This window comes from Staphylococcus pasteuri (genome assembly GCF_030547725.1).
Lineage (GTDB): Bacteria > Bacillota > Bacilli > Staphylococcales > Staphylococcaceae > Staphylococcus > Staphylococcus pasteuri.
Window position 1 is genome coordinate 1 of the sequence record NZ_JAUOQO010000078.1, and the last position, 364, is coordinate 364.

At 40.4% G+C, this 364-nt stretch carries 1 pseudogene; it reads right to left on the minus strand.

Going from position 1 to position 364, the window contains the following annotated elements:
• A pseudogene (locus Q4528_RS12870) lies at positions 1-364 on the minus strand (hypothetical protein); the annotation flags it as partial.

The window sequence follows — 364 nt, forward strand, 5'->3', positions numbered from 1 at the left end:
CATAAACATTAGGTACATCACGCCTAAAAAGGCAGGAATACCAATCCAGCGATTAAGCAACAAGCTATCAATCATCGCCGTGTAATCTCGGTTTAAGTGGCCTTTTTTGCCAACACAATCTTGTGTAAGTTGGTAGATAAAGTTGTAGCGACTATTCGCGAGTTCTAAATCAACATCAGTATTGTTAAATTGCACAAAATCTTGTTCTAACTCTGCCACTAACTGAGGTTCAAGCTGTTTAATCAGCCAAGGATCTTGCTCTATCAAGCGCAATACTTGGCCTTTGTTAAAGCCCAGTTTTGCTTGCCATTTTGTTGAAAATGCTTCGATGGGCGCTGAATATTCTAACTCTAGAGGCTCACTC